At 70.4% G+C, this 20,956-nt stretch carries 19 protein-coding genes; 17 read left to right on the plus strand and 2 right to left on the minus strand.

Going from position 1 to position 20,956, the window contains the following annotated elements; genetic code table 11:
- Positions 1–93 precede the first annotated feature (93 nt).
- The 3 genes from ADK36_RS09505 to nusB are packed head-to-tail and all read left to right on the plus strand — an operon-like array spanning position 94 to position 2,255.
- Positions 94–1,200: an aminopeptidase P family protein gene (locus ADK36_RS09505; RefSeq protein ID WP_053196974.1), complete on the plus strand. Its 1,107-nt coding sequence runs from the start codon at positions 94–96 to the stop codon at positions 1,198–1,200.
- Positions 1,201–1,251: 51 nt separating this feature from the next.
- Entirely contained in the window at positions 1,252–1,818 is a 567-nt protein-coding gene (gene efp / locus ADK36_RS09510; RefSeq protein ID WP_030048852.1) for an elongation factor P, read from the plus strand.
- Positions 1,819–1,820: 2 nt separating this feature from the next.
- Complete coding sequence (nusB, locus tag ADK36_RS09515) at positions 1,821–2,255, plus strand: transcription antitermination factor NusB (protein ID WP_048581070.1); 435 nt, start codon at positions 1,821–1,823, stop codon at positions 2,253–2,255.
- Between the two features lie 181 nt (positions 2,256–2,436).
- Here the strand turns inward: nusB and bldD are convergent, their stop codons facing one another.
- Positions 2,437–2,940 (minus strand): transcriptional regulator BldD, encoded by a 504-nt coding sequence (gene bldD / locus ADK36_RS09520; protein ID WP_004002691.1) that lies wholly within the window; start codon positions 2,938–2,940, stop codon positions 2,437–2,439.
- Positions 2,941–3,194: 254 nt separating this feature from the next.
- Between bldD and pyrR the strand changes: the two genes are divergently transcribed.
- From pyrR to ADK36_RS09590, 14 genes are all read left to right on the plus strand, one after another.
- Positions 3,195–3,764: a bifunctional pyr operon transcriptional regulator/uracil phosphoribosyltransferase PyrR gene (pyrR, locus tag ADK36_RS09525; RefSeq protein ID WP_048581069.1), complete on the plus strand. Its 570-nt coding sequence runs from the start codon at positions 3,195–3,197 to the stop codon at positions 3,762–3,764.
- 78 nt (positions 3,765–3,842) lie between these two features.
- Positions 3,843–4,877, plus strand: coding sequence for an aspartate carbamoyltransferase catalytic subunit (locus ADK36_RS09530; RefSeq protein ID WP_048581068.1), 1,035 nt, complete (start codon positions 3,843–3,845; stop codon positions 4,875–4,877).
- A 5-nt stretch (positions 4,878–4,882) separates the two neighbouring features.
- On the plus strand, positions 4,883–6,169 hold the full coding sequence (locus ADK36_RS09535) for a dihydroorotase (protein WP_053196976.1): 1,287 nt from the start codon (positions 4,883–4,885) through the stop codon (positions 6,167–6,169).
- Complete coding sequence (locus ADK36_RS09540) at positions 6,166–6,762, plus strand: hypothetical protein (RefSeq protein WP_048581066.1); 597 nt, start codon at positions 6,166–6,168, stop codon at positions 6,760–6,762. The genes ADK36_RS09535 and ADK36_RS09540 overlap by 4 nt, the downstream gene beginning before the upstream one ends.
- A complete protein-coding gene (gene carA, locus ADK36_RS09545) occupies positions 6,759–7,916 on the plus strand; it encodes a glutamine-hydrolyzing carbamoyl-phosphate synthase small subunit (RefSeq protein WP_048581065.1) in 1,158 nt (385 codons plus the stop codon). Before ADK36_RS09540 ends, carA begins: the two co-directional genes overlap by 4 nt.
- The gene (carB, locus tag ADK36_RS09550) at positions 7,909–11,217 is read left to right on the plus strand and encodes a carbamoyl-phosphate synthase large subunit (protein ID WP_048581064.1); all 3,309 of its coding nucleotides are present in this window, start codon (positions 7,909–7,911) and stop codon (positions 11,215–11,217) included. Before carA ends, carB begins: the two co-directional genes overlap by 8 nt.
- 54 nt (positions 11,218–11,271) lie before the next feature.
- Positions 11,272–12,387: a quinone-dependent dihydroorotate dehydrogenase gene (locus ADK36_RS09555; protein WP_048581063.1), complete on the plus strand. Its 1,116-nt coding sequence runs from the start codon at positions 11,272–11,274 to the stop codon at positions 12,385–12,387.
- On the plus strand, positions 12,384–13,229 hold the full coding sequence (gene pyrF, locus ADK36_RS09560) for an orotidine-5'-phosphate decarboxylase (RefSeq protein ID WP_048581062.1): 846 nt from the start codon (positions 12,384–12,386) through the stop codon (positions 13,227–13,229). The genes ADK36_RS09555 and pyrF overlap by 4 nt, the downstream gene beginning before the upstream one ends.
- A gap of 298 nt (positions 13,230–13,527) precedes the next feature.
- Positions 13,528–13,851 (plus strand): integration host factor, encoded by a 324-nt coding sequence (locus ADK36_RS09565; RefSeq protein ID WP_003977346.1) that lies wholly within the window; start codon positions 13,528–13,530, stop codon positions 13,849–13,851.
- Between the two features lie 58 nt (positions 13,852–13,909).
- On the plus strand, positions 13,910–14,467 hold the full coding sequence (gene gmk / locus ADK36_RS09570; protein ID WP_030048841.1) for a guanylate kinase: 558 nt from the start codon (positions 13,910–13,912) through the stop codon (positions 14,465–14,467).
- Between the two features lie 51 nt (positions 14,468–14,518).
- Complete coding sequence (gene rpoZ, locus ADK36_RS09575; protein WP_003988945.1) at positions 14,519–14,791, plus strand: DNA-directed RNA polymerase subunit omega; 273 nt, start codon at positions 14,519–14,521, stop codon at positions 14,789–14,791.
- Positions 14,792–14,927: 136 nt separating this feature from the next.
- The gene (gene coaBC / locus ADK36_RS09580) at positions 14,928–16,139 is read left to right on the plus strand and encodes a bifunctional phosphopantothenoylcysteine decarboxylase/phosphopantothenate--cysteine ligase CoaBC (protein WP_053196978.1); all 1,212 of its coding nucleotides are present in this window, start codon (positions 14,928–14,930) and stop codon (positions 16,137–16,139) included.
- Positions 16,140–16,370: 231 nt separating this feature from the next.
- Entirely contained in the window at positions 16,371–17,579 is a 1,209-nt protein-coding gene (metK, locus tag ADK36_RS09585) for a methionine adenosyltransferase (protein WP_048581061.1), read from the plus strand.
- 156 nt (positions 17,580–17,735) lie between these two features.
- A complete protein-coding gene (locus tag ADK36_RS09590) occupies positions 17,736–19,898 on the plus strand; it encodes a primosomal protein N' (protein ID WP_053196980.1) in 2,163 nt (720 codons plus the stop codon).
- A gap of 157 nt (positions 19,899–20,055) precedes the next feature.
- On the opposite strand, the gene ADK36_RS09595 is transcribed toward ADK36_RS09590, so the two are convergent.
- Positions 20,056–20,598 (minus strand): hypothetical protein, encoded by a 543-nt coding sequence (locus tag ADK36_RS09595; RefSeq protein ID WP_048581059.1) that lies wholly within the window; start codon positions 20,596–20,598, stop codon positions 20,056–20,058.
- Positions 20,599–20,956 lie beyond the last annotated feature (358 nt).

The raw sequence follows: 20,956 nt of genomic DNA on the forward strand, positions 1-20,956 counted from the left end.
GAACGGCACCCCCACCAACCGGCACAACCCAGACACCGCCCACTCAGCCGCCCTCAACCGGCGCCAACCGAGCGGAGCTCTTACGCTCGGGTCATGTCAGAGGTGTACGCCACCCGCCGATCCCGGCTGAGGGACCGCTGCCAAGCCAGCGGCAGCGCCACCGCGCTGATCTCCCGCCCCGCCAACGTCCGCTACCTCGCGGGCGCCGCCCCGCAGGGCTCCGTGCTGCTCCTCGGCAAGACCGAAGACCTGCTCGTGTGCGCCGGCCCGCTCGACGACCGCCCCAACGAAGGCCGCCCCGACGAGGCACTGCGGATCCACGCCCTCCCCGGCCCCGGAGGCGACCCCGCCGTCGCCGCGGCCGACCTCGCCGCAGCGCAGGGCGGGGTCTGTCTCGCCGTGGAGGAACACCACCTCACCGTGGCCCGGCACCGAGCCATCCGCTCGGTCGTGCCGCGACTGCGCCTCGCCGACCTCGGAGGCGCGGTCGAGCAGCTCCGGGTGGTCAAGGACGAGGAGGAGATCTCCTGCCTCAGGATCGGCGCGGAGATCGCCGACCAGGCCCTGGGAGAGCTGCTCGAATCCATCCTCGTCGGCCGCACCGAACGCCACCTGGCCCTCGAACTGGAACGACGCCTGGTCGATCACGGTGCCGACGGCCCCGCCTTCCCCACCTCGGTCGCCACCGGCCCGAACGCCGGCCGAAGGGCCCATCGGCCCACCGACCGCCGGGTGGAGGAGGGCGACTTCCTCTCCGTCTGTCTGGGGGCCACGTACCGCGGCTACCGGTGCGAGATCGGCCGTACGTTCGTCATCGGTACGTCCCCCGCCGACTGGCAGATCGAGCTGTACGACCTGGTCTTCGCCGCCCAGCGCGCCGGACGGGAGTCGCTGGCACCGGGCACCGCCTACCGTGATGTGGACCGCGCGGCACGTCAGGTGCTTGACTCCGCGGGGTACGCGCAAGGGCTTCCGGCCCTGACGGGGCACGGTGTGGGACTCGAAATCGACGAGGACCCGCAGTTTGCTCCCGCGGCCATGGGTAAACTGGACGCTTGCGTGCCGGTCACCGTCGAACCGGGGGTTCACCTCCCGGGCCGGGGCGGTGTCCGGATCGATGACACGCTCGTCGTTCGCCCCGAGGCGGACGGCGGACCCGAGCTACTCACCATCACGACCAAGGAGCTGCTCGCCCTTTAGACAGGAGCGTGCGCCGGGGTCGTCCACGTCAGTCCAGGAGATTCCGCAACCGTGGCTTCCACGAACGACCTCAAGAACGGCATGGTGCTCAAGCTCGAAGGCGGCCAGCTCTGGTCCGTCGTCGAGTTCCAGCACGTCAAGCCCGGCAAGGGCCCGGCCTTCGTGCGCACCAAGCTCAAGAACGTGCTGTCCGGGAAGGTCGTCGACAAGACCTTCAACGCCGGCGTGAAGGTCGAGACGGCCACCGTCGACAAGCGCGACATGCAGTTCTCCTACATGGACGGCGACTACTTCGTCTTCATGGACATGGAGACCTACGACCAGCTCATGGTCGACCGCAAGGCCGTCGGCGACGCCGCCAACTTCCTGATCGAGGGCTTCACCGCCACCGTCGCGCAGCACGAGGGCGAGGTGCTCTTCGTCGAGCTGCCGGCCGCCGTCGAGCTCGTCATCCAGGAGACCGAGCCGGGTGTCCAGGGCGACCGCTCCACCGGCGGCACCAAGCCCGCCACGCTGGAGACCGGCCACCAGATCCAGGTCCCGCTCTTCATCACCACCGGTGAGAAGATCAAGGTCGACACCCGTACGAGCGACTACCTCGGCCGGGTGAACAGCTAACCGTGGCTGCCCGCAACACGGCCCGCAAGCGCGCCTTCCAGATCCTCTTCGAGGGCGACCAGCGCGGCGTCGACGTCCTGACGGTCCTCGCGGACTGGGTCCGGCTCTCCCGGACCGACACCCGGCAGCCGCCGGTGAGCGAGTACACGATGCAGCTGGTCGAGGGCTACGCGGTACACGCGAAGCGGATCGACGAGCTGATCGCCCAGTACTCGGTCGGCTGGACGCTCGACCGGATGCCGGTCGTGGACCGCAACATCCTGCGTCTCGGTGCGTACGAGCTGATCTGGGTCGACGAGACTCCGGACGCGGTCGTGCTGGACGAGATGGTGCAGCTGGCGAAGGAGTTCTCCACGGACGAGTCGCCCTCGTTCGTCAACGGCCTGCTCGGCCGGTTCAAGGACCTGAAGCCCTCTCTGCGCCGAGACGAGGCATAGGGGTTTCGAAGTTTCGAAGTACGCCGGAGGGCCCGCAGCATCCCCGCTGCGGGCCCTCCGGCGTTCCGGTACCTCTGGGGTCCTCCAGGCCCACAGAACGCCGCCGGGGTGGCCGGGAACCGTAAAGTTCCGGCCACCCCGGCGGCACGTTTCTGCTGAAGGGGCTCAACCCGCGGAGCGCTCAGCTCTCCTCGGCGTGGGAGACCGCGCGACGCGCGTCCGCGTCCAGCACACCCCAGCTGATCAGCTGCTCGGTGAGGACCGAGGGCGACTGGTCGTAGATGACGGCGAGTGTACGCAGGTCGTCCTGGCGGATCGAGAGCACCTTGCCGTTGTAGTCACCGCGCTGCGACTGGATCGTCGCGGCGTACCGCTGGAGGGGACCCGCCTTCTCGGCCGGTACATGGGCCAGTCGCTCCAGGTCCAGGACCAGCTTCGGCGGCGGCTCGGCGGCGCCGCCCGGGGTGGTGCCCGGAAGCAGTTCCTGCACAGGGACGCCGTAGAAATCCGCCAACTCGGCGAGGCGCTGCACGGTCACGGCGCGGTCCCCGCGCTCGTATGAACCGACCACAACGGCCTTCCAGCGTCCCTGGGACTTCTCCTCGACACCGTGAAGAGAAAGGCCCTGCTGGGTGCGGATGGCCCGGAGCTTGGCCCCGAGCTGTTTGGCGTATTCGCTGGACATATAGCTCCCCGGCACTGGGTCGACGCGGACTGGCTTGGGTTCCATGCCGCGCGGTTGGTAACTCACTGTGAGGTTACGCAGCGTTACTCTGGCGCGTCAAGCCGAATGGTCCACACCGACGCTTCCGTGCTATCGGTGGCCGATTAGGCCAAGGGGGTGAACGGGAGCGGGGCGTCGGCCTGCTACGGTGGATGGCGCAAACCAGACGTCCTTTAAGGTCCGTCCCGTGAGGCGGAGAAGGAGGTCCCTTTCGTATGGACAGCCAGCAGGACACGCAAGCGTCCGACGCCCGGCCCGTTCTCGAAGGCCCTGACATCGCGCGGGTGTTGACCCGCATCGCTCACGAGATCGTCGAACGCGCCAAGGGCGCCGACGACGTGGTGCTCCTCGGCATTCCGACCCGCGGCGTCTTTCTCGCCCAGCGGCTCGCCACCAAGCTGGAGCAGATCACCGAGCGCAAGATCCCGGTCGGCTCGCTCGACATCACCATGTACCGCGACGACCTGCGCATGCACCCGCCGCGTGCGCTGGCCCGCACCGAGATCCCCGGTGACGGCATCGACGGCCGTCTCGTCGTCCTCGTCGACGACGTCCTCTTCTCCGGCCGCACCATCCGCGCCGCCCTCGACGCGCTGAACGACATCGGTCGTCCGCGCGCGGTCCAGCTCGCGGTCCTCGTCGACCGCGGCCACCGCGAACTGCCCATCCGCGCCGACTACGTCGGCAAGAACCTCCCCACGTCGTTGCGGGAGACGGTCAAGGTCCAGCTCGCCGAGGAGGACGGTCGCGACACCGTGCTGCTCGGCGCGAAGCAGACCCACTAGCAAGCCGGCGGGGACGCCTCTCTTCGGCATGCCCGTACTTGCCCGTAATCTCCCGAACTGCCTTACGGAGCCTGACAGATGCAGCGTCATCTCATCTCGGCCGCCGACCTCACCCGCGACGACGCCGTCCTGATCCTCGACACCGCCGAGGAGATGGCCCGGGTCGCCGACCGGCCGATCAAGAAGCTGCCGACCTTGCGCGGCCGCACCATCGTGAACCTCTTCTTCGAGGACTCCACACGCACGCGTATCTCCTTCGAGGCCGCCGAGAAGCGGCTCTCCGCGGACGTGATCAACTTCACGGCCAAGGGGTCGAGCGTGTCCAAGGGCGAGTCCCTGAAGGACACCGCCCAGACCCTGGAGGCCATGGGGGTCGACGCCGTCGTCATCCGGCACGGCGCCTCCGGAGCCCCGTACCGCCTCGCCAACTCCGGCTGGATCGACGCCGCCGTCATCAACGCCGGCGACGGCACCCACCAGCACCCCACCCAGGCCCTGCTGGACGCCTTCACCATGCGCCGCCGACTGGTCGGCCGGGACGCCGGGCTCGGCCAGGACCTCGCCGGCCGGCAGATCACGATCGTCGGCGACGTCCTGCACAGCCGGGTCGCCCGCTCCAACGTCGACCTGCTGCACACCCTGGGCGCCGAGGTCACCCTGGTCGCCCCGCCGACCCTGGTGCCGGTCGGCGTCGAGACATGGCCCTGCGAGGTGTCGTACGACCTCGACAGCACCCTGGCGAAGACCGACGCGGTGATGATGCTGCGCGTGCAGCGTGAGCGCATGAACGCCGCGTTCTTCCCGACCGAGCGCGAGTACTCGCGGCGCTACGGCCTCGACGGCGACCGCATGGCGCGGATGCCCGAGCACGCCATCGTGATGCACCCCGGCCCGATGGTGCGCGGCATGGAGATCACCGCCGAGGTCGCCGACTCGGAGCGCTGCACCGTCGTCGAGCAGGTCGCAAACGGAGTGTCCATCCGGATGGCCGTTCTGTATCTGCTGCTAGGGGGCAACGAACCCGCCCTGACCCACGCCCGCCCGCCCGTCTCCCACCACCACCCTTCCAACGAGCGCTCCGCGCACACCCCTTCTGCGGCCGAGGAGAAGTAAGACAGATGAGCAAGATCCTGATCCGTGGTGCGAAGGTGCTCGGCGGCGAGCCGCAGGACGTGCTGATCGACGGTTCGCTGATCGAGGCCGTCGGTACCGGGCTGTCCGACGAGGGCGCCGAGGTCGTCGAGGCCGACGGCAAGGTGCTCCTGCCGGGCCTCGTCGACCTGCACACCCATCTGCGTGAGCCCGGCCGCGAGGACTCCGAGACCGTGCTGACCGGCACGCGCGCGGCCGCCTCGGGCGGTTACACGGCCGTCTTCGCCATGGCCAACACCTTCCCGGTCGCCGACACCGCCGGTGTCGTCGAGCAGGTCTACCGGCTCGGCCAGGAGCACGGTTACTGCGATGTGCAGCCCATCGGGGCCGTGACCGTCGGCCTGGAGGGCAAGAAGCTCGCCGAGCTGGGGGCCATGCACGAGTCGGCCGCCAGTGTCACCGTCTTCTCCGACGACGGCAAGTGCGTCGACGACGCCGTGATCATGCGCCGGGCGCTGGAGTACGTGAAGGCATTCGGCGGCGTCGTCGCCCAGCACGCGCAGGAGCCGCGGCTGACCGAGGGCGCCCAGATGAACGAGGGCATCGTCTCCGCCGAGCTGGGGCTCGGGGGCTGGCCCGCGGTGGCCGAGGAATCGATCATCGCCCGGGACGTCCTGCTCGCCGAGCACGTCGGCTCCCGCGTGCACATCTGCCACCTCTCGACCGCCGGATCCGTCGAGATCGTGCGCTGGGCCAAGTCCCGGGGCATCGACGTGACCGCCGAGGTCACCCCGCACCACCTCCTCCTCACCGACGAGCTGGTCCGCAGCTACAACCCGGTCTACAAGGTGAACCCGCCGCTGCGCACCGAGCGTGACGTGCTGGCGCTGCGCGAGGCGCTCGCCGACGGCACGATCGACATCGTCGCCACCGACCACGCCCCGCACCCGCACGAGGACAAGGACTGCGAGTGGGCCGCGGCCGCCATGGGGATGGTCGGCCTGGAGACCGCGTTGTCAGTGGTGCAGGAGACCATGGTGGACACCGGGCTCCTCACCTGGGCCGGGGTCGCCGAGCGCATGTCCTTCAAGCCCGCCGAGATCGGGCGGGCCACGGGGCACGGCCGACCCGTCTCGGCTGGTGAGCCCGCCAACCTCACGCTCGTCGACACGGAATACCGTGGGTCCGTGGACCCCGAGGGCTTCGCCTCGCGCAGCCGCAACACTCCGTACGAGGGGCGCGAGCTGCCGGGCCGTGTGACGCACACGTGGCTCCGGGGCAAGGCCACGCTCGTCGACGGGAAGCTCACGTGACACCTGCAACACTGCTCGCAGCCGGAACCGGGCTCGCGGCCGAACAGAAGTCGGCCGAAGTGACCGACTGGGCCGCCCGCGTCGGCTGGGTCGTCGGACTCGCCCTCTTCGTCGCGCTCGTCTACTGGCTGATGCGCGAGGGCTGGAAGTGGCGGGGCACGCTCCAGGGCGACCTGCCCGAGCTGTCCAGCGCGCCGGACGACCCCGGCCCGGCCAGACTGAGCATGAGCGGCCGCTACCACGGCTCGACCACGGCAGGTCAGTGGCTGGACCGCATCGTGGCGCACGGCCTCGGCACCCGCAGCCGGGTCGAGCTCACGCTGACGGACGCGGGACTGGACGTCGTACGCCCCGGCGCGACCGACTTCTTCGTGCCGGCCGACCGGCTGCGCGAGGCCCGGCTCGACAAGGGCATCGCCGGCAAGGTCCTGACCGAGGGCGGTCTGCTCGTCGTGACCTGGGCGCACGGCGAACGGCTGATCGACTCCGGGTTCCGCTCGGACCATGCGGCGGAGCACAACGAGTGGGTCGACGTCATTAACTCCATGATCAAAACGAACAGCATCAACAGCACGGAAGGCGCCGACCGATGACGACCTCCATCCAGGGGACCGCCTCGCCGAGGCACAAGGCGGCTCCCGCCGTACTCGTCCTGGAGGACGGCCGCATCTTCCGCGGCCGCGCCTACGGGGCCGTGGGGGTGACCTTCGGCGAGGCCGTGTTCTCCACCGGCATGACCGGCTACCAGGAGACCCTCACCGACCCGTCGTACCACCGCCAGGTCGTCGTGATGACCGCCCCGCACGTCGGCAACACCGGCGTCAACGACGAGGACCCGGAGAGCAAGCAGATCTGGGTCGCCGGATACGTCGTGCGCGACCCCGCGCGCGTGCCGTCCAACTGGCGCTCGCGGCGCTCACTGGACGACGAGCTGCGCCACCAGGGCGTCGTCGGGATCTCCGGCATCGACACCCGCGCGCTGACCCGCCACCTGCGCGAGCGCGGCGCCATGCGCGTCGGCATCTTCTCCGGCAACGCGCTGCCCGACGAGGGCACCATGCTCGCCGAGGTCCGCCAGGCCCCCGAGATGAAGGGCGCCGACCTCTCCGCCGAGGTCGCCACCAAGGAGACCTACGTCGTCCCGGCGATCGGCACGAAGAAGTTCACCGTCGCGGCCGTCGACCTCGGCATCAAGGGCATGACCCCGCACCGGATGGCCGAGCGCGGCATCGAGGTGCACGTGCTGCCGGCCACCGCGAGCGTCGAGGACGTCTACGCCGTCAACCCGGACGGCGTGTTCTTCTCCAACGGCCCGGGCGACCCGGCCACCGCCCACCACCCGGTCTCCGTCATGCAGGCGGTCCTGGAGCGCGGCACCCCGCTCTTCGGCATCTGCTTCGGCAACCAGATCCTGGGCCGCGCCCTCGGCTTCGGCACCTACAAGCTGAAGTACGGCCACCGCGGCATCAACCAGCCGGTGCAGGACCGCACGACCGGCAAGGTCGAGGTCACCGCGCACAACCACGGCTTCGCCGTGGACGCCCCGACCGACAAGGTCTCCGACACCCCCTACGGCCGCGCCGAGGTCTCCCACGTGTGCCTCAACGACAACGTGGTGGAGGGTCTCCAGCTCCTCGACCGCCCGGCCTTCAGCGTCCAGTACCACCCCGAAGCGGCAGCGGGCCCGCACGACGCCGCCTACCTGTTCGACCGCTTCGTATCCCTGATGGAGGGCCAGCGTGCCTAAGCGCACCGATATCCAGTCCGTCCTGGTCATCGGCTCCGGCCCGATCGTCATCGGCCAGGCCGCCGAGTTCGACTACTCCGGCACCCAGGCGTGCCGCATCCTGCGCGCCGAGGGCCTGCGGGTCATCCTCGTGAACTCCAACCCGGCGACGATCATGACCGACCCGGAGATCGCCGACGCCACCTACGTCGAGCCGATCACCCCGGAGTTCGTCGAGAAGATCATCGCCAAGGAGCGCCCGGACGCGCTCCTGCCGACCCTGGGCGGCCAGACGGCCCTCAACACGGCCATCTCGCTGCACCAGGCCGGCACCCTCGACAAGTACGGCGTCGAGCTGATCGGCGCCAACGTCGAGGCCATCAACAAGGGCGAGGACCGCGATCTCTTCAAGGAGGTCGTCGAGGCCGTCCGCCAGAAGATCGGGCACGGCGAGTCCGCCCGCTCGGTCATCTGCCACTCCATGGAGGACGTCCTCGCGGGCGTCGAGACCCTCGGCGGCTACCCGGTGGTGGTCCGCCCGTCCTTCACCATGGGCGGCGCCGGCTCCGGCTTCGCGCACGACGAGGAGGAGCTGCGCCGCATCGCAGGGCAGGGCCTCACCCTCTCGCCGACCACCGAGGTGCTCCTGGAGGAGTCCATCCTCGGCTGGAAGGAGTACGAGCTGGAGCTGATGCGCGACAAGCACGACAACGTCGTGGTCGTCTGCTCCATCGAGAACTTCGACCCCATGGGCGTGCACACCGGTGACTCGATCACCGTCGCGCCCGCGATGACCCTCACCGACCGCGAGTACCAGATCCTGCGTGACATCGGCATCGCCGTGATCCGCGAGGTCGGCGTCGACACCGGTGGCTGCAACATCCAGTTCGCGGTGAACCCCGAGGACGGTCGCGTGATCGTCATCGAGATGAACCCGCGCGTGTCGCGGTCCTCGGCGCTGGCCTCCAAGGCGACCGGCTTCCCGATCGCCAAGATCGCCGCCAAGCTGGCCGTCGGCTACACGCTCGACGAGATCCCGAACGACATCACGCAGGAGACCCCGGCCTCCTTCGAGCCCACGCTCGACTACGTGGTCGTGAAGGCCCCGCGCTTCGCCTTCGAGAAGTTCCCGCAGGCCGACTCCACACTGACCACCACCATGAAGTCGGTCGGCGAGGCCATGGCCATCGGCCGCAACTTCACCGAGGCCTTCCAGAAGGCGCTGCGCTCGCTGGAGAAGAAGGGCAGCCAGTTCACGTTCGTGGGCGAGCCCGGCGACAAGACCGAGCTGCTGCGCGAGGCCGTGCGGCCCACCGACGGCCGTATCAACGCGGTCATGCAGGCCATCCGCGCGGGCGCCACGCAGGCGGAGGTCTTCGAGTACACGAAGATCGACCCCTGGTTCGTCGACCAGCTCTTCCTGATCAAGGAGATCGCCGACGAGCTGGCGGAGGCACCCGAGCTGACCCCCGAGCTGCTCGCCGAGGCCAAGCGGCACGGATTCTCCGACCAGCAGATCGGCGAGATCCGCGGGCTGCGCGAGGACGTCGTGCGCGAGGTGCGGCACGCGCTGGGCATCCGCCCGGTCTACAAGACGGTCGACACCTGCGCCGCCGAGTTCGCGGCCAGGACGCCGTACTTCTACTCCTCGTACGACGAGGAGACCGAGGTCGCCCCGCGCGAGAAGCCGGCCGTCATCATCCTGGGCTCCGGACCCAACCGCATCGGCCAGGGCATCGAGTTCGACTACTCCTGCGTCCACGCCTCCTTCGCGCTGAGCGACGCCGGGTACGAGACCGTGATGGTCAACTGCAACCCGGAGACCGTCTCCACGGACTACGACACCTCCGACCGCCTGTACTTCGAGCCGCTGACGCTCGAAGACGTGCTGGAGATCGTCCACGCGGAGCAGCAGGCCGGTCCGGTGGCGGGCGTGGTGGTCCAGCTGGGCGGCCAGACCCCGCTCGGCCTGTCGCAGGCGCTCAAGGACAACGGCGTGCCGATCGTCGGCACGTCCCCGGAGGCCATCCACGCCGCCGAGGACCGCGGCGCCTTCGGCCGCGTCCTCGCCGACGCGGGCCTGCCGGCCCCCAAGCACGGCACCGCCACCACCTTCGCCGGCGCCAAGGCCATCGCCGACGAGATCGGCTACCCGGTCCTCGTACGGCCGTCGTACGTCCTCGGCGGACGCGGCATGGAGATCGTCTACGACGAGACCCGGCTGGAGTCCTACATCGCCGAGTCGACCGAGATCAGCCCCTCGCGGCCGGTCCTCGTCGACCGGTTCCTGGACGACGCGATCGAGATCGACGTCGACGCGCTCTACGACGGTGCGGAGCTGTACCTCGGCGGCGTCATGGAGCACATCGAGGAGGCCGGCATCCACTCCGGCGACTCCGCGTGCGCGCTGCCGCCGATCACGCTGGGCGGCTTCGACATCAAGCGCCTGCGCGCCTCGACCGAGGCCATCGCCAAGGGCGTCGGGGTCCGCGGCCTGATCAACATCCAGTTCGCGATGGCCGGCGACATCCTCTACGTCCTGGAGGCCAACCCGCGCGCGTCCCGCACGGTTCCCTTCACCTCGAAGGCGACCGCGGTGCCGCTGGCCAAGGCCGCCGCCCGGATCTCGCTGGGCGCGACCATCGCCGAACTGCGTGCCGAGGGCATGCTGCCGGCGACCGGCGACGGCGGCGAGCTCCCGTTCGACGCGCCGATCTCCGTCAAGGAGGCCGTCATGCCGTGGTCGCGCTTCCGCGACATCCACGGGCGCGGCGTCGACACCGTCCTCGGCCCGGAGATGCGCTCCACCGGCGAGGTCATGGGCATCGACTCCGTCTTCGGCACGGCGTACGCCAAGTCGCAGGCGGGTGCGTACGGCCCGCTGCCGACGAAGGGCCGCGCGTTCATCTCCGTCGCCAACCGCGACAAGCGCTCGATGATCTTCCCGGCGCGCGAGCTGGTCGCCCACGGCTTCGAGCTGCTCGCGACGTCCGGCACGGCCGAGGTGCTCAAGCGCAACGGCATCAACGCCACCGTCGTGCGCAAGCAGTCCGAGGGCACCGGCCCGAACGGCGAGAAGACCATCGTCCAGCTCATCCACGACGGCGAGGTCGACCTCATCGTCAACACCCCGTACGGCACCGGCGGCCGCCTCGACGGCTACGACATCCGTACGGCGGCCGTGGCGCGGTCCGTCCCGTGCCTGACGACGGTCCAGGCGCTCGCCGCCGCCGTCCAGGGCATCGACGCCCTCAACCACGGTGATGTGGGCGTGCGTTCGCTCCAGGAACACGCCGAGCATCTGACCGCGGCCCGCGACTAGCAGCCCTGAGGGGGACACCGGAGACGGTGTCCCCCTCTTCGTGAGGACACCAACATGTACAAGCTTTTCTTCCGTCTGGTTTTCAAACGGATGGACCCGGAGCAGGCGCATCACCTGGCGTTCCGCTGGATCCGACTCGCCGTCAGGACCCCCGTGCTGCGTACCTTCGTCGCCGCCGCTCTCGCGCCCCGCTACGAGGAACTGCGCACCGAGGCCTTCGGGCTGCGCATGCACGGCCCCTTCGGGCTCGCGGCAGGCTTCGACAAGAACGCCGTCGCGATCGACGGGATGTCGATGCTGGGCTTCGACCACATCGAGATCGGCACGGTCACGGGGGAGGCTCAGCCGGGCAACCCCAAGAAGCGGCTGTTCCGCCTCGTGCAGGACCGGGCGCTGATCAACCGCATGGGCTTCAACAACGAGGGCTCGCTGGCCGTAGCGGCCCGTCTGGCCTCCCGTACGCCCGTCTTCAGGACCGTCGTGGGCGTCAACATCGGCAAGACCAAGGTCGTCCCGGAGGCGGAGGCCGCCGGCGACTACGTGAAGTCGACGGAGCGGCTGGCGCCGTACGCCGACTACCTGGTCGTCAATGTCTCCTCGCCCAACACGCCCGGCCTGCGCAACCTCCAGGCCACCGAGTCGCTGCGCCCGCTCCTGACCGCCGTCCGCGAGGCCGCCGACCGCACGGTGACCAGCCGCCGAGTGCCGCTGCTCGTCAAGATCGCGCCGGACCTCGCCGACGAGGACGTCGACGCGGTCGCCGACCTGGCCGTCGAGCTCGGCCTGGACGGGATCATCGCCACGAACACCACCATCGCGCGCGAGAGCCTCGGTTTGAAATCCGAACCTTCCCTGGTCGAAGAGGCCGGAGGTCTCTCCGGCGCGCCCCTGAAGGCGCGCTCCCTGGAGGTGCTGCGGCGCCTGTACGCGCGCGTGGGCGACCGGATCACCCTCGTGGGCGTCGGCGGCATCGAGAACGCCGAGGACGCCTGGCAGCGGATCCTGGCCGGCGCCACGCTGGTCCAGGGGTACAGCGCCTTCATCTACGAGGGCCCCTTCTGGGGCCGTGCCATCCACAAGGGGCTCGCCGCACGCCTGCTTACCAGCCCGTACGACACCCTCGCCGACGCGGTCGGCGCCGACGTCAGGAAGGCCGAGGAAGCCGCATGACCGCTCTGGAACCCTTCGGTGCACGCCTCCGCCGCGCGATGGACGAGCGTGGCCCCCTGTGCGTCGGCATCGACCCGCACGCGTCCCTGCTCGCCGAGTGGGGTCTGGACGACGACGTGACCGGCCTGGAGCGGTTCAGCCGTACGGTCGTAGAGGCGATGGCCGACCGGGTCGCCGTGCTCAAGCCGCAGAGCGCGTTCTTCGAGCGCTTCGGGTCGCGCGGTGTGGCCGTGCTGGAGAAGTCGGTCGAGGAGGCGCGGGCGGCCGGGGCGCTGGTGGTGATGGACGCCAAGCGCGGCGACATCGGCTCGACCATGGCCGCGTACGCCGAGTCCTTCCTCCGGAAGGACTCCCCGCTGTTCTCGGACGCGCTGACCGTCTCGCCGTACCTCGGCTACGGCTCGCTCTCGCCGGCGGTCGCGCTGGCGCGGGAGAGCGGCACCGGCCTGTTCGTCCTCGCGCTGACCTCGAACCCGGAGGGCGGCGAGGTCCAGCACGCGGTCCGCGCGGACGGCCGTACCGTCGGTGCGACGATGCTGGCGCACCTGGCGGCCGAGAACGTGGGGGAGGAGCCGCTGGGCTCCTTCGGGGCGGTCGTCGGCGCCACGCTCGGCGACCTGTCGTCGTACGACCTCGACATCAACGGTCCGCTTCTCGCACCCGGAATCGGGGCCCAGGGCGCCACGCCGGCGGACCTCCCCCGGGTCTTCGGCGCCGCGGTGCGCAACGTCGTGCCCAACGTCAGCCGGGGCGTGCTGCGGCACGGACCCGATGTCGTCGCGCTGCGTGACGCCGCGTCACGCTTCGCAGAAGACGTCAGGTCCGCTGTGTCGGGCGCCTGACCGCCGTCAGGGGTGTTCGAGCCGGTCGGTGAGACCTCCGATGAGTCCATCGGTGAGTGGCTCGGGGCCGACTTGAGTCTGAATACATCCTCAAATCCGGGGCATTATGTCCTAAATGTCCGACCTGACGGAGGCTGACCAGGACTTTTCCGCTGTTCTCGCTGACTCTGGCGGACTTGGCCGCTAGTCTCCGACGAGAGTGAACGGGCAAGCGTGTTGCTCGTGGCTCCCCAGGTGTGGGGCGACTAGGTTCCTCACCGGTCCGTATCCGACAGTCAACATCCGAGGTGACGTAGGCGTGGCTCTTCCGCCCCTTACCCCTGAACAGCGCGCAGCCGCGCTCGAAAAGGCCGCCGCGGCTCGCCGGGAGCGGGCCGAGGTCAAGAATCGACTCAAGCACTCCGGCGCCTCCCTTCATGAGGTCATCAAGCAGGGCCAGGAGAACGACGTCATCGGCAAGATGAAGGTCTCCGCCCTGCTCGAGTCCCTGCCGGGCGTGGGCAAGGTCCGCGCCAAGCAGATCATGGAGCGACTCGGCATCTCCGAGAGCCGCCGCGTGCGTGGCCTCGGCTCGAACCAGATCGCTTCCCTGGAGCGCGAGTTCGGCAGCACCGGCTCCTGATCCGGTCGCTCCGGACCGGGAGTCCCGGGCACTCCGGGATTGCTGGAATAATCGCTGCATGAGTGAACGTCCGCGGCTGACCGTGCTCTCCGGCCCCTCCGGGGTCGGCAAGAGCACGGTCGTCGCCCATATGCGCAAGGAACACCCCGAGGTCTGGCTCTCGGTGTCGGCGACGACCCGCAAGCCCCGCCCCGGCGAGCGGCACGGAGTCCACTACTTCTTCGTCACCGACGAAGAGATGGACAAGCTGATCGCCAACGGTGAGCTGCTGGAGTGGGCGGAGTTCGCCGGCAACCGTTACGGCACGCCGCGTGCGGCCGTGCTGGAGCGGCTGGAGGCGGGTGAGCCCGTGCTCCTGGAGATCGACCTCCAGGGCGCCCGGCAGGTCCGCGAGTCGATGGCGGAGGCCCAGCTGGTGTTCCTGGCTCCTCCCTCCTGGGAGGAGCTCGTGCGCAGACTCACCGGACGTGGCACCGAGCCGCCCGAGGTGATCGAACGCCGCCTGGACGCGGCGAAGGTCGAGCTGGCGGCCGAGCCGGAGTTCGATGTGACCTTGGTCAACACCTCCGTCGAGGACGTGGCGCGCGAGCTGCTAGCCTTGATGGACGTTGTGTGATCGTCACTGATCGTCCACACTGATTCTTTCCCATCCATCGGAAGGTAGAGCGTGTCCTCTTCCATCTCCGCGCCCGAGGGCATCATCAACCCGCCGATCGACGAGCTCCTCGAGGCCACCGACTCGAAGTACAGCCTCGTGATCTATGCGGCCAAGCGGGCCCGCCAGATCAACGCGTACTACTCGCAGCTCGGCGAGGGCCTCCTCGAGTACGTCGGTCCGCTCGTCGACACCCACGTCCACGAGAAGCCGCTCTCGATCGCTCTGCGTGAGATCAACGCGGGTCTGCTGACGTCCGAGGCCGTCGAGGGCCCGGCGCAGTAAGTAGTATTTTCAGCTTTGAGCTGGCTTTTCCACAGGCCCGGCAGCGCGACTGTCGGGCCTGTGGTCTGCTCGGGGTGCGGGGCCGCCCCCGCTGTGATGCAGCATGGAGTCATCGGTCAACGAGTGGGGAGGCCCGGTGGACAAGCCGAAGGTCGTTCTGGGGGTCAGCGGCGGCATCGCCGCGTACAAGGCCTGTGAGCTGCTGCGCAGGCTCACGGAGTCCGGGCATGACGTCCGGGTCGTGCCCACCGCCTCCGCGCTCCACTTCGTCGGCGCCGCCACCTGGTCCGCCCTCTCCGGCAAGCCCGTCTCGACGGAGGTCTGGGACGACGTCCACGAGGTCCCGCACGTGCGCATCGGACAGCAGGCCGACCTGGTCGTCGTCGCCCCGGCCACGGCCGACACCCTCGCCAAGGCCGCGCACGGCCTCGCCGACGACCTGCTGACCAACACCCTGCTGACCGCGCGCTGCCCCGTGGTCTTCGCCCCGGCCATGCACACCGAGATGTGGGAGCACCCGGCCACGCAGGAGAACGTGGCGACGCTGCGTCGCCGCGGCGCGATCGTCATCGAGCCGGCCGTCGGCCGGCTGACCGGCGTCGACACCGGCAAGGGTCGGCTGCCCGAGCCCGCGGAGATCTTCGAGGCATGCCGCCGTGTGCTGGCCCGCGGGGTCACCGAGACGGACCTCAAGGGGCGGCACATCGTGGTGAGCGCCGGTGGCACGCGCGAGCCCCTCGACCCCGTCCGCTTCCTCGGCAACCGCTCCTCCGGCAAGCAGGGCTACGCCCTCGCCCGCACCGCCGCCGCCCGGGGTGCCCGGGTGACGCTGATCGCCGCCAACACCGGTATGCCCGACCCGGCCGGGGTGGACGTCGTCCAGGTCGGCACGGCCGTACAGCTGCGTGAGGCGGTCCTCAAGGCGGCCGCGGACGCCGACGCCGTGGTGATGGCGGCGGCGGTCGCGGACTTCCGCCCTGCGACGTACGCCGCAGGCAAGATCAAGAAGAAGGACGGCCAGGACCCGGAACCCATCGTCCTGGTGCGGAATCCGGACATCCTCGCGGAGATCTCGACCGACCGCGCCCGCCCCGGCCAGGTGATCGTCGGTTTCGCCGCCGAGACGGACGACGTCCTCGCCAACGGTCGCCGGAAGCTGGAGCGCAAGGGGTGCGATCTCCTCGTGGTGAACGAGGTGGGCGAGCGCAAGACCTTCGGCTCCGAGGAGAACGAGGCGGTCGTGCTGGGGGCCGACGGCAGCGAGACACCCGTACCGTACGGGCCCAAGGAGGCCCTGGCCGAAACCGTATGGGACCTGGTGGCGCGCCGCCTGGGCGCACATGTTTGATGCGGTGCGGGTATCCCACCCGCCACGCCCGATTCGGGTGTGGCGCCCCTGGCCAAGGGTGCGTGGGATTGGGCAGAATGCCCGTGCCGCAGGTCACAGCACTCCCGAGAGGCGAGACAGGGGGCCGGTGGCCGAGCGCGACAGATAAACTGTCCTCGGACGACGCCGGGCGCAGCTCCCGTCCCGTCCGCCAATGATCAGCCAGCAGCCGCTGCAACCACAGGGAGCGTTGTGTCCCGTCGCCTGTTCACCTCGGAGTCCGTGACCGAGGGTCACCCCGACAAGATCGCTGACCAGATCAGCGACACCATTCTCGACGCGCTTCTGCGCGAGGACCCGACGTCCCGCGTCGCCGTCGAGACCCTGATCACGACCGGCCTGGTGCACGTGGCCGGAGAGGTCACGACCAAGACGTACGCGGACATCGCGACGCTGGTCCGCAACAAGATCCTCGAGATCGGCTACGACTCCTCGAAGAAGGGCTTCGACGGCGCTTCCTGCGGCGTCTCGGTCTCGATCGGCTCGCAGTCGCCGGACATCGCGCAGGGCGTGGACACGGCGTACGAGTCCCGGGTCGAGGGCGACGAGGACGAACTGGACCGCCAGGGCGCCGGTGACCAGGGCCTGATGTTCGGTTACGCGACGGACGAGACGCCGACGCTGATGCCGCTGCCGGTCTTCCTCGCGCACCGCCTGTCCAAGCGCCTCTCCGAGGTCCGCAAGAACGGCACCATCCCCTACCTGCGCCCGGACGGCAAGACGCAGGTCACCATCGAGTACGACGGTGACAAGGCGGTCCGCCTGGACACCGTGGTCGTCTCCTCGCAGCACGCGTCCGACATCGACCTGGACTCGCTCCTCGCGCCCGACATCCGGGAGTTCGTGGTCGAGCCGGAGCTGAAGGCCCTGCTCGACGACGGCATCAAGCTCGACACCGAGAACTACCGCCTTCTGGTCAACCCCACCGGTCGCTTCGAGATCGGCGGCCCGATGGGCGACGCGGGTCTGACCGGCCGGAAGATCATCATCGACACCTACGGCGGCATGGCCCGTCACGGCGGCGGCGCGTTCTCCGGCAAGGACCCGTCCAAGGTGGACCGTTCGGCGGCGTACGCGATGCGCTGGGTCGCCAAGAACGTCGTCGCGGCCGGTCTGGCCTCGCGCTGCGAGGTGCAGGTGGCGTACGCGATCGGCAAGGCCGAGCCGGTCGGCCTGTTCGTGGAGACCTTCGGCACCGCCAAGGTCGACGCCGAGAAGATCGAGAAGGCCATCGAAGAGGTCTTCGACCTGCGCCCGGCCGCGATCATCCGCGACCTGGACCTGCTCCGCCCGATCTACGCCCAGACCGCCGCGTACGGCCACTTCGGCCGTGAGCTGCCGGAATTCACCTGGGAGCGGACGGACCGGGTGGAGGCGCTGCGGAAGGCAGTAGGCCTGTAAGGCGTCCTCAGCTGTAAGAGGCCCGGTTTCCCTGGCGGGAGCCGGGCCTCGTTCATGTCCCACGGGCGCGGCTTGCCGCTCGGTGGCTGGTGGTCCCGTGCGGTGCTGATCCCAGGACGGCGCCGGCTGTCAGTGGCGTTTGGTAAGAATGCAAGCGTGAGCAGCGAGAACGAGAGTGGCGGTGGCGGGGCCGAGGGGGCGTCGCCCGAGCAGCTCGCGCTCATCCGGGAGAGTGTGCGGCAGGCGAAGGTGCCGCGGGCCAAGCCCAGGACCTGGCGCGGGGCCGAGCTGGCGAAGGAGCTTCCTGTCGCGCGGGTGCTGGTCGACAAGGGCGTGCTGCATCTCGACCGGTACTTCGATTACGCCGTGCCCGCGGAACTCGATGCCGATGCGCAGCCCGGGGTGCGGGTGCGGGTGCGGTTCGGCGCCGGCCGGCATCGGGTGCGGGAGGGGCGGCGCGAGGGCGGGGGGCTCATTGACGGGTTCCTTGTCGAGCGGCTTGCCGAGTCCGACTACTCCGGGCCCCTCGCCGCGCTCGCTCAGGTCGTTTCGCCGGAGCGGGTGCTGAGTGAGGAGTTGCTCGGGCTCGCGCGGGCCGTGGCCGATCGGTACGCGGGTGGGCTCGCCGATGTGCTGCAGCTGGCCGTGCCGCCACGCAGTGCGCGGGCCGAGCAGCGGCCGTCACCTGAGCCGCTCGCGGCGCCTGGCAGGCCCGAGGCGGGGTCCTGGGGGCGGTATGAGCGAGGGGCCGCGTTCCTGGAGTCGCTGGCCTCCGGCGGTGCGCCGCGTGCCGTGTGGAATGCGTTGCCCGGACCCGAGTGGAGCGAGGAACTGGCCCGGGCCGTCGTCGCGACGCTCGCCTCCGGACGGGGGGCGCTCGTCGTGCTGCCGGACGGCCGGGCGGTCGCGCGGGTCGATGCCGCCCTGACCTCACTCATGGGCAAGGGCCGGCATGCCGTGCTGACCGCCGACGCCGGGCCCGAGAAGCGGTACCGGGAGTGGCTCGCGGTACGGCGGGGGAGCGTAAGGGCGGTCGTGGGGACTCGGGCGGCCATGTTCGCGCCTGTGCAGGACCTTGGGCTGGTCGCCCTCTGGGACGACGGTGACGACAGCCACAGCGAGCAGCACGCCCCGCAGCCGCACGCGCGTGAAGTGCTGTTGCTTCGGGCCGCGCAGGACAAGTGCGGCTTTCTGCTGGGGAGTTGGAGCTGCACGGTCGAGGCGGCCCAACTCGTGGAGAGCGGGTGGGCCCGGCCGTTGGTCGCCGGGCGGGAGCAGGCGCGGGGCGCGGCTCCGCTCGTACGGACCGTTGGGGACGCGGATCTCGCCCGGGACGAGGCCGCGCGGGCCGCTCGGCTGCCGACCCTCGCCTGGCAGGCGGTGCGGGAGGGGCTGCGGCACGGGCCGGTTCTGGTACAGGTGCCCCGGCGTGGGTACGTGCCGCGGATGGCCTGTGCCAACTGCCGGGCGCCCGCTCGGTGTCGGCACTGCTCCGGACCGCTGGAGGCGCACGGCTCCGGAGCCGACCTGCGGTGCGGGTGGTGCGGGCGTGAGGAGGGGGCCTGGCACTGCCCGGAGTGCGGTGCGTTCCGGCTGCGGGCTCAGGTGGTGGGGGCGCGGCGGACCGCCGAGGAGTTGGGGCGGGCCTTTCCCGCCGTCCCGGTCCGGACCTCGGGGCGTGAGCATGTGCTGGACACCGTGCCGGGCACGCCTTCACTGGTCGTGAGTACACCGGGGGCCGAGCCCGTCGCCGAAGGCGGCTACGCGGCGGCCCTGCTGCTGGACGGCTGGGCCATGCTCGGGCGGCCCGATCTGCGGGCCGGGGAGGACGCGTTGCGCCGCTGGATCGGGGCCGCCTCGCTGGTACGGCCGCAGACAGCCGGGGGGACGGTGGTCGTCGTCGCCGAGCCCACGCTGCGGCCCGTGCAGGCGCTGGTGCGCTGGGATCCCGTCGGGCACGCGGTGCGGGAACTCGGTGAGCGGGCCGAGCTCGGGTTTCCGCCGGTGTCCCGGATGGCTTCCGTGGCCGGGCCGGGGGAGGCGGTCACCGAGTTTCTCCGTACGGCCGAACTGCCGGTGGACGCGGAGGTGTTGGGGCCCGTGCCGCTGCCCGTCACCGCGGTGGGGCGACCGCGGCGCGTGGGGGCGCCGCCGCCCGGCGAACACTGGGACCGGGCGTTGGTGCGGGTGCCGCCCGGGAGCGGGGCCGCGTTGGCGTCCGCGTTGAAGGCCGCGCAGGCGGCGCGGATGGCGCGTGGGGGCGGTGGGGGTGGGGAGGTCGCGGTGCGGGTTCGGATTGATCCGCCGGATATCGGGTGAGGCCGGTGGGGCCTGGTGCCGGTGGCGGCCGGTGCCGGTGCTGATGCCTGGTCCTCGGTCCTCGGTCGCCGTGGTCCTCGTCGCCCGGCTGGGCCCTGGAGATCGTGACATGGCTCTGCCCTCCCGGGTGCGCTTCGGGAGGGCAGAGTGAAGGGGGTCAGCCGTTGCGAGGGCCGGGGAACGCCGTGGGCCTGGCCTCGTCGCGGAGGCCGGGGCTGCCGGCCGTCGGCTGCGTCGGCATCGAGCGGGCCGCGGGGACCGTCGGCACCGTGGGGAGGGCCGTGGAGACGGTGACCGTCCGGCTGCCCGTCGGCTCGGTCGTCCGCTCGGCCTCGGCCGCCGCTTGGGTGGCGGCGCGGCGCGCGCCGTAGCGGCGGTGGACCGCCTGCTTGGTGACGCCGAGGGCGGAACCCACCGCGTCCCAGGAGAAGCCGAGTGAGCGGTCGAAGTCCACGGCTGCCGTGACCAGGGTCTCGACACTGTCCCGCAGCTCCTGGGCGAGACGGACCGTCGGGGCGGGGGCGCGTCCGTAGACGACGAAGCCCGTGGAGGGGCCGGAGCGGCGCGGGCGGTAGACGTTGCCCAATTGGGCGGTGAGCGTACGCAGTGCGTCCACCTGCCGGCGGACCCGCTCGATGTCCCGCACCAGCAAGTGCAGGCTGGCCCGAGCCTGGGCGTCGTGGGTTGCGTGGTCGGCCATGAACAAGCCTCTCGAACCGGCGTTGAAAAGGAAGGGGCCGCGGAGATGGTGTGTGCGGCCCGTTGTGGTCAACTCTTTCTTGACCAACGCGGGAGCGCTCCGCGGGTCACGCAGTGGGGGCGTATGGGCATATGCCTGCGCCCCTGCGCGGGGGGCGTGCGCCTCGGCCTTCGGCCTTGGATGCTTGCCCACCCTCGCACCACGGGTTTCCAGTTGGCCGAGAGGCTGACGTCTCCTGTGGGGGTTGCTCGTCGTCGGCGGCTGTCCGTTCGTGGCGGGAAGAAGCGGGGGTGGGTGGCGGAAACGCGATCGGGTGTGGGCTGGGGAAGACGTTGGTGGTGTGGGGCTGCGTGGGGTG

This window comes from Streptomyces viridochromogenes, from assembly GCF_001270495.1.
Lineage (GTDB): Bacteria > Actinomycetota > Actinomycetes > Streptomycetales > Streptomycetaceae > Streptomyces > Streptomyces viridochromogenes_A.

Coding starts and splice junctions, on each gene's coding strand:
- ADK36_RS09555 (WP_048581063.1), top strand. CDS start 11,272: ATGTACAAGCTTTTCTTCCGTCTGGTTTTCAAACGGATGGACCCGGAG.
- gmk (WP_030048841.1), top strand. CDS start 13,910: ATGAGTGAACGTCCGCGGCTGACCGTGCTCTCCGGCCCCTCCGGGGTC.
- pyrF (WP_048581062.1), top strand. CDS start 12,384: ATGACCGCTCTGGAACCCTTCGGTGCACGCCTCCGCCGCGCGATGGAC.
- ADK36_RS09505 (WP_053196974.1), top strand. CDS start 94: ATGTCAGAGGTGTACGCCACCCGCCGATCCCGGCTGAGGGACCGCTGC.
- pyrR (WP_048581069.1), top strand. CDS start 3,195: ATGGACAGCCAGCAGGACACGCAAGCGTCCGACGCCCGGCCCGTTCTC.
- ADK36_RS09535 (WP_053196976.1), top strand. CDS start 4,883: ATGAGCAAGATCCTGATCCGTGGTGCGAAGGTGCTCGGCGGCGAGCCG.
- ADK36_RS09595 (WP_048581059.1), bottom strand. CDS start 20,598: ATGGCCGACCACGCAACCCACGACGCCCAGGCTCGGGCCAGCCTGCAC.
- carA (WP_048581065.1), top strand. CDS start 6,759: ATGACGACCTCCATCCAGGGGACCGCCTCGCCGAGGCACAAGGCGGCT.
- ADK36_RS09530 (WP_048581068.1), top strand. CDS start 3,843: ATGCAGCGTCATCTCATCTCGGCCGCCGACCTCACCCGCGACGACGCC.
- bldD (WP_004002691.1), bottom strand. CDS start 2,940: ATGTCCAGCGAATACGCCAAACAGCTCGGGGCCAAGCTCCGGGCCATC.